This is a genomic window from Mucilaginibacter sp., from assembly GCF_039207105.1.
Taxonomy (GTDB): Bacteria; Bacteroidota; Bacteroidia; order Sphingobacteriales; family Sphingobacteriaceae; genus Mucilaginibacter.
Genome location: NZ_JBCECK010000187.1, coordinates 1 through 8,604, shown reverse-complemented (window position 1 = coordinate 8,604; position 8,604 = coordinate 1). Strand labels below are relative to the sequence as shown.

Annotated in this window: 4 protein-coding genes; 3 read left to right on the top strand and 1 reads right to left on the bottom strand. The window is 43.6% G+C overall.

The window, feature by feature from the left end; all coding sequences use genetic code 11:
* From AAGC65_RS23000 to AAGC65_RS22990, 3 genes are all read left to right on the top strand, one after another.
* On the top strand, positions 1–2,826 hold a 2,826-nt coding region (locus AAGC65_RS23000), incomplete at its 5' end, for a glycoside hydrolase family 2 TIM barrel-domain containing protein (RefSeq protein ID WP_343114814.1).
* A 4-nt stretch (positions 2,827–2,830) separates the two neighbouring features.
* On the top strand, positions 2,831–6,229 hold the full coding sequence (locus tag AAGC65_RS22995) for a glycosyl hydrolase (protein ID WP_343114813.1): 3,399 nt from the start codon (positions 2,831–2,833) through the stop codon (positions 6,227–6,229).
* Positions 6,230–6,239: 10 nt separating this feature from the next.
* A complete protein-coding gene (locus AAGC65_RS22990; RefSeq protein WP_343114812.1) occupies positions 6,240–8,285 on the top strand; it encodes a glycoside hydrolase family 127 protein in 2,046 nt (681 codons plus the stop codon).
* 86 nt (positions 8,286–8,371) lie between these two features.
* Here the strand turns inward: AAGC65_RS22990 and AAGC65_RS22985 are convergent.
* Positions 8,372–8,604: hypothetical protein (locus AAGC65_RS22985; RefSeq protein ID WP_343114811.1), on the bottom strand; the 233-nt coding region annotated here is incomplete at its 5' end.

The window sequence follows — 8,604 nt, the reverse complement described above, 5'->3', positions numbered from 1 at the left end:
ACATTTACTTTGCCTGCTAACTGGAAGGATATGAATATCACACTGCATTTTGGCGGTGTAAGTTCGGGCTTTAAAGTTTGGCTCAATGGTAAGTTTTTAGGTTACGGCGAGGATAGTTTCTTGCCGTCAGAATTTAATATTACGCCATATTTGCAGGCTGGCGAAAATGTAGTTTCAGTACAGGTAATCCGTTGGAGCGACGGCTATTTTCTGGAAGATCAGGATCAATGGCGCATGAGTGGTATCCACCGCGAGGTAATGCTGCTGGCCGAACCTAAATTACGCATAGCCGATTTTCAGTGGCAGACCAAATTGGATAAACAGTACAAGGATGCAATATTTAGTATCCGTCCGCGGGTAGAGAACCTGACAGGCAAAGCTGTTCCAGGGTATAAAATACAGGCACGTTTATTTGATAAAAATAACAAGGAGATTTTGCAGAAACCGCTGGAACGTAGTGTGGAGAGTATCATCAATGAAATATATCCAAGGTTAGACAATGTGAAGTTCGGTTTGCTCGAAACCACCTTGAAAAATCCTGATAAATGGAGTGACGAACAGCCAAACCTTTACACGCTTACACTTTCATTGGTTGATAGTCTTGGCCATACGCTTGAGGTAAAAAGTTGTAAGGTTGGTATCCGGAGCATTGAATTTGGTAAGGATAATGGTAAGCTGCTTATCAACGGAAAAGTGACTTATCTATACGGTGTGAACCGCCCGGATCATGACCCTGTTAAGGGTAAGGCATTATCCCGGGAAGATATCCTGAATGATGTGCGTACTATTAAGCGCTTCAATTTTAACTGTATCCGAACCAGTCACTATCCTATGGATCCATATCTGTATGATTTGTGCGATCAGTACGGTATCCTGGTTATAGACGAAACAAACCTCGAAACACATGGCCTGGGCTCAAAACTAAGTAATGACCCCATGTGGACTGGCGCTTATTTGGACAGGGCTACCCGTATGGTAATGCGCGATAAAAATCATCCAAGCGTTATTATCTGGAGCTTGGGTAATGAGGCCGGTCGCGGGCCTAATCACTCGGCTATGGCCGGTTGGATACATGACTTTGACATAACCCGCCCTGTCCATTATGAACCAGCTCAAGGTACGCCGCAAGCCGAGGGCTATATTGACCCAACAGATGCGCTTTATCCTAAAACTAATGATCATTCACATCGCTTGCAAAACCCGATTGATCAGCCTTATGTAGATATTGTGAGTAGAATGTATCCGGGCCTTTATACAGCTCCGTTACTGGCTAACCAACAAAATGGCGATAACCGACCCATATTTTTTGTGGAGTATTCGCACGCTATGGGCAACTCTAACGGCAACCTGAAGGAGTTTTGGGATCAGTGGCGTTCGACCAAACGTGTAATTGGCGGTGCTATTTGGGAGTTTAAAGATCAGGGTTTACTGAAACATGATTCAACTGGTACACCGTACTATGCTTACGGAGGCGATTATGGCGAACGGTACTACGATAATTTCACCATCAAAGGTATCATAGCATCAGACGGAAGACCCAAGCCTGCTATTTATGAATGCAAGCATGTTTTTCAACCTGCTGTTTGCGAGATGAAAGACGCTGCCCAGGCACTCATCCACATTAAAAACTGGAGTAGTGTAAATAACTTAAATAGCTATGATGTATACCTACAGGTTAGGGAAGATGGAAATATAATTCAAAAGAAAATATTACCTCGTATCAATCTTGAGGCTGGTAACGATACGCTTATCAGCTTGAAACCGTACCTGCCAGGGTTTAAAGCCGGTCATGAATATCTGGCCGATATTCACTTTACGCTTGCTGAAGATAAATCCTGGGCCCCAAAAGGGTATGAGATAGCAGAGGATCAGTTTGCATTAACCGGTTTGCAGGAGGCTAAAAATACAACCTCAAAATATCCAGATATAACTGTCGCTGATGATGCTTCGGCTTATTCAATTGATGGAGATAGTTTTAATATCAAGATTGATAAGTCAACAGGAGCGCTAAATTCATACATCCTGAAAGGGCAACAACAGGTATTTACACCATTGCTACCCCATTTTACCCGCCCGGTTACAGATAACGACCATCGTGGCTGGAAGGCTGAGAGGAAACTTAAACCGTGGTTTACAAACACACCTAAGCTCATAAATATTAGCTATGATAAATCGCAAAAAGGCATAGTTAAAGTTAACAGTACCTATACGCTTATTAATGATAGCGCATCGGTAAAAGTAACTTATACTATCAATGGCAGTGGAACTATTAAAGTAGATTACGATTTAAAGGCCAATCCCCATCTTCCTAACCTGCCCAAAATAGGTATGCAAATGGGGATTCTTCAGGCTGATAGTAATATCACTTATTACGGCCGTGGCCCGTATGAAAACTATATCGATAGGAGTACCGGATCAGAGGTAGGTATTTACAATCAATCTATTCATCAGTTTATGGAGCCTTATGTGGTACCTCAGGAAAACGGTAACCGAACGGATGTGCGTTGGATGCTGTTGCATCAACAAAATCAAGGTTTACTAATTGCAGCCGACAGCTTGCTAAGTATGAGCGCCTGGCCCTATACGGAAGATAATATTGTACATGCCAAACATACTAATAAGCTAAAAGACGCCGGTTTTATAACCCTGAATATTGATCTGATACAAATGGGGGTAGGGGGCAACGATAGCTGGAGTGAGGTAGCCGAACCATTGGAACAATATCGTGTACCTGCAAAAAATTATCACTATAGCTTTTACCTAACGCCTTATGCAGGTAACGCTGATAAAGCTGGCGAAGTTGCATCTAAAATCAAATTTAAATAGCATTATGAAAAAGTGCGGATTGATAGTGCTATTTTATCTGTGTTGCCTGGTATCTGGAGCATTGGCACAGATAAAAAAAGTACCAGCCGGTAATAATTTAGAGCAGGTATTCCGGCATCCGCCAGAGGCTGCCAAACCCTGGGTGTTCTGGTACTGGATGCAAGGGGCTGTTACCCGTGAAGGTATTACGGCCGATCTGCAGGCTATGAAACAGGCTGGTATAGGTGGTGCTTACTTGATGCCTATTAAAGGGCCGGCTAATCCACCTTATATCAATCCGCCGGTTCAACAGTTAAGCCCGGAATGGTGGGCTTTGGTAAAATACAGTATGCAAGAGGCTGATCGAATCGGTGTTAAATTGGCCATGCACGATAGTGATGGCTTTGCCCTGGCAGGCGGCCCCTGGATAACTCCTGAATTATCCATGCAAAAAGTAGTTTGGTCAAAAAAAATAGTTTCCGGTGATCATAGTTATCAGGATACTTTACCAACTCCTGCGCATTACAAAAACTATTATCAGGATATTCAAGTAGTGGCATATCCAACATTACCAGGCGAGGGTGTTAGCAGTTATGATGCGCACCCGAAAATAATAACCAATTTAACTGGTACTGATGTGCAATATCTTGGCGAACGCGGCAATAAAAAAAGCTTTGCCAGCAGCGAACCTTGTTGGTTGCAGCTGGAATTTGAAAAACCATTTACTTGTCGTTCGCTTGTTATCCATACAATAGCAAGCAATTATCAATCGGAAAGATTATTGGTAGAGGTTAGTGATGATGGCAAAAGTTTTAAATCTTTAGGCAGGCTGCAACCGCCCCGTCACGGCTGGCAGGATGGGGATGCCGAAATTACCAATAGTATTGCACCAACAACGGCTAAATATTTTCGGTTTATTTACGATAAAATCGGATCGGAACCGGGTGCCGAAGACCTGGATTTTGCCAAGTGGAAGCCCTCTTTAAAACTGTCCGGTATTGAGCTTTCTTCAGAGCCACGCATTCATCAATATGAAAGCAAAACGGGGGAGGTTTGGCGTGTGAGCAAGCGGACAACTGTTGCCCAGATTCCGGATCAATTATGCGTCCCCCAAAACAGCATCATTAATTTAACAGATAAGCTTGATGCGCAGGGTAAACTGCGCTGGAATGTACCTCCAGGTCAATGGACTATTCTGCGTATAGGTCATACTTCCACTGGCCATACCAATGCTACCGGCGGAGCAGGCAGCGGTTTAGAGTGTGATAAATTTAATCCGGAGGCTGCGAAAGTACAGTTTGATCATTGGTTTGGTGAAGCTGTGCTGCAGGGCGGGCCGGAGTTGGCCAAACGTGTATTAAAGATTTTTCACATAGATAGCTGGGAGTGCGGCAGTCAAAATTGGTCGCCGGTGTTTGCAGCGGAGTTTAAAAAACGAAGAGGGTATGATCTGTTGCCTTATCTGCCGGTAATGGCAGGTATGCCCGTACAAAGCGCCGAAACCTCGGAAAAGGTATTAAATGATGTGAGGCAAACTATTGCCGAACTGCTGGTAGATAACTTTTATGGCACTATGGCCAAACTGGCTCATGCTCAAGGTTGTACTTTTACTGCCGAAAGTGTTGCTCCAACCATGATGAGTGATGGTATGCTTCATTATCAGAAGGTTGATATACCTATGGGTGAGTTCTGGTTTCGCAGCCCGACTCATGATAAGCCCAATGATATGCTGGATGCTATTTCAGGCGGTCATATCTATGGTAAAAATATAATTCAGGCAGAAGCATTTACCGAGTTGCGTTTGCTTTGGGATGAACACCCCGGTATGCTGAAAACTATGGCCGACCGTAATTTTGCTCTCGGCATTAATCGTTACGTTTTTCATGTCAACGTACACAACCCCTGGCTTAATCGTAAGCCTGGGATGACACTGGATGGCATAGGCTTGTATTTTCAGCGCGACCAAACCTGGTGGAAACCCGGAAAAGCCTGGGTTGAATATATACAACGTTGTCAGGCCTTATTACAGCAAGGTACCCCTGTTACTGATATAGCGGTTTTTACCGGCGAAGAAACTCCCCGTAGAGCCATATTGCCTGATAGATTAGTGAATACTTTACCCGGTTTATTTGGTGCAGAAAAAGTGAGGCAAGAGAGTGAAAGGCTTGCTAATAAGGGTGAGCTAATAATAAACAGCATTAGCGATGCAAGTCATTCCGCCAATATGGCCTTACTAGAAGACTGGATAGATCCTCTGCATGGTTATGCCTATGATTCATTTAATAAAGACGCATTGTTGCGCCTGGCTACTGTAAAAAATGGCAGAATAACATTGCCCGGTGGTGCGAGTTATGGAGTATTGGTAATTCCTGGTACACATCCAATGTCTCCTGATTCTGGCTTAATGTCGCCCGAGGTGGTGAAACGTTTACAAAAATTGGTAAATGATGGTGCTACCATCCTGATCAATAACCGCCCCATGAAAGCCACTGGTATAGGTGACAATGCAGGTGTAGAAAAGGCAGGCGATAAACTTTATGCAAGTATTCATCAAAAAGGCAAACTCATTATTGGCCCTTACCAAAAAGATAATTTGGATGAGTTAGGAATCCCGCGTGATCTGATAGCTCGGGAAAATGGTAATTCAGCATCTGATATCGCCTGGACACATCGCCATTCATCTGGTTTTGATTTATACTTTATTTCCAATCAACAAAATGAGGAACGGACTATCAATCTGTCATTAAGAAAAAACGGTTATGTGCCCGAATTGTGGGATGCGCTTAGTGGGCAAATATATACAGCCGAAAATTGGCGAATGGTTGCCGGGCGAATCGAATTGCCTCTAACCTTACAGGCCAATGGATCCGTATTTGTTATCCTACGGAAAGCGACTTCAACAGTTTCTTCAAAAAATAATAAATCAGCAGGTCCGGTTGATGTTCAGACGATAACAGGCACCTGGAAAGTTCAGTTTGATCCTCGATCTGGCGGTCCAAAGCCCCCCGTTAATTTTAATCAACTGGATGATTGGTCAAAACGACCAGAAGATGGTATTAAATATTACTCGGGTACGGGTATATATAGTCAATCATTCAACTGGAACAGTAATATAACCAAACAAGTTTGCCTGGACCTTGGATGTGTAGAGAACCTGGCACAGATTTATGTGAACGGAATTGACTGCGGCGTAGCCTGGACATATCCATACCGGGTTGATATTACCCAGGCACTCAAAAAAGGGAATAACGAGTTAAAAATAGAAGTGACCAATACCTGGGCTAATAGGCTCATGGGAGACCATGCTCTGCCCGAAAAAGAATGTATAACCTGGACAAACGCACCTTACCGATTGGAAGGTAAACAGCTACTACCGGCGGGCCTGTTAGGTCCGGTTAAATTGATAAAGCTCAAACAGCAATAAACTTGAAAAGATGAAGTGGAAAAACATGATCAGGCTATTGGCCATTTGTTTAATATTAACAGTTGGCAGTGTACGCGCCCAGCAGAAGGCTTTGGTAAATACCAATAAAAGTAAGTTTGCTAAATTAAGCAGTGTAGATATGGGCAATGTGATCTGGACAAACGGTTTTTGGGCCGATAGGTTTAAGGTTTGCCGCGATACCATGATCCCTAATTTATGGCGGGTATATACCGATCCTGAGATCAGTCATGCATTCCGTAATTTTGAAATAGCCGCCGGGTTGGATACTGGTTCGCATGCCGGGCCGCCTTTTCATGATGGCGATTTTTATAAACTGTTTGAAGCTGTGGCCAGTATGTATGCTTCTACTCATGATCCGAAGCTGGATGTGCTTATGGATAAAACCATAGCTGTAATTGCTAAAGCTCAACGAGCGGACGGTTATATTCACACACCAACCATTATTGAGGAGCGTAAAAATTCCGGAAAAGAAAAGGCTTTTAATGATCGTTTAAATTTTGAGACCTATAACCTGGGCCATTTGATGACAGCAGCTTGCGTGCATTACCGTGCAACCGGTAAAACCAGTATGCTAAAACTGGCCATTAAGGCGACGGACTATTTATACAACTTTTATAAAACAGCGTCGCCAGAGCTGGCACGTAATGCTATTTGCCCGTCGCATTATATGGGGGTGGTGGAGATGTACCGCACCACCTATGATCCTAAATATCTGGAACTGGCTAAAAATTTGATCAACATTCGCGGATTGATGGAAAACGGTACCGATGATAACCAGGATCGCATCCCTTTCAGGCAGCAAACCCAGGCTATGGGGCATGCTGTAAGGGCAAATTATCTGTTTGCGGGGGCTGCTGATGTTTACGCGGAAACCGGTGATACTACACTGATGCACACCTTAAACTTGATGTGGAACGATGTAGTGAACCGGAAAATGTACATAACCGGCGGTTGCGGCGCCCTTTATGATGGGGTTTCGCCCGATGGCACATCGTATAATCCTAATGAGGTACAAAAAGTACATCAGGCTTACGGCCGCGACTATCAGTTACCTAATTTTACCGCTCATAATGAAACCTGCGCCAATATTGGTAACGTACTTTGGAATTGGCGCATGCTACAAGTTACCGGTGATGCCAAATATGCTGATGTCATGGAACTGGCTTTATACAATAGCGTGTTGTCAGGTATCAGCCTGAGCGGCAGAAACTTTTTATACACCAATCCATTGAGTTATTCGGATGATTTACCCTTTAGCCAAAGATGGTCAAAGGATAGGGTAGGGTATATCAAATTATCAAACTGTTGCCCGCCAAATGTAGTGCGTACCATTTCGGAAGTGAGCGATTATGCTTATAGTGTGTCGGATAAGGGTTTGTGGTTTAATCTATACGGTGGTAATACCTTATCAGCCAAATTGAAAGACGGTACACCCATTAAACTGACGCAAACCACCAACTATCCCTGGGATGGTAAAGTGAGTATTCGTTTGGATGAAGTGCCGGAAAATAAAGCTTTCAGCTTGTTTCTGCGGATACCAGGATGGTGTCAGGGTGCGAGTATTAAACTGGCGGGGCAGCCGGTTCCGCAGTTAGATACCAAACCCGGGGCTTATACAGAAATAACTGCCGTTTGGTTTAAAGGAATGACTATTGAACTTAACCTGCCTATGCCGGTAACCATGATGGAGGCCAATCCGCTGGTAGAAGAAACCCGTAACCAGGTAGCGGTAAAACGCGGGCCAGTAGTCTATTGTTTAGAATCATCGGATCTGGAGAAGGGACAAAAAGTATTCAATATCGCTTTATCGGCACAGAACGAATTAAAGCCCGAAATGATCATGATGGATAATAGCCCTATTATGAGCCTTACGGGTAAGGCAGATGTACGGGACGAAAACAATTGGAAAAATCAGCTTTATAAACCAGTAGCATCGCCAAAACAGAATGCCACTAATATAAGGCTAATCCCTTATTATGCCTGGGGGAACCGTGGCCACGTAGATATGGAGACCTGGATGCCTTTGGATAGATAAAGTTTAAATGGATAAAAGATAAAGAATTTGGGATAAAAGATAGAAAGCCTTGTGGTTGCAGATGGGGATAGAGGCATGCCTGTTAATTATTTATCGAGCATCATGATCACATCCTTGCTTCGTTCTGTCGGTAATACTTTTAAATGCTCTACTTTGCCGTTTTTTAGAGAGGCTTCAATGGTGGTATTATAAGGAGCATGAAGCTTAAAATGTACATCCCAGTTTTTAGGCCATGCCGGGAATAGGTATATCTTTTTATCATCAACCTGCAGCAGCATTTCCTGAAGGCCAATCATGCCGGAGCCACCCCAGTTATGAT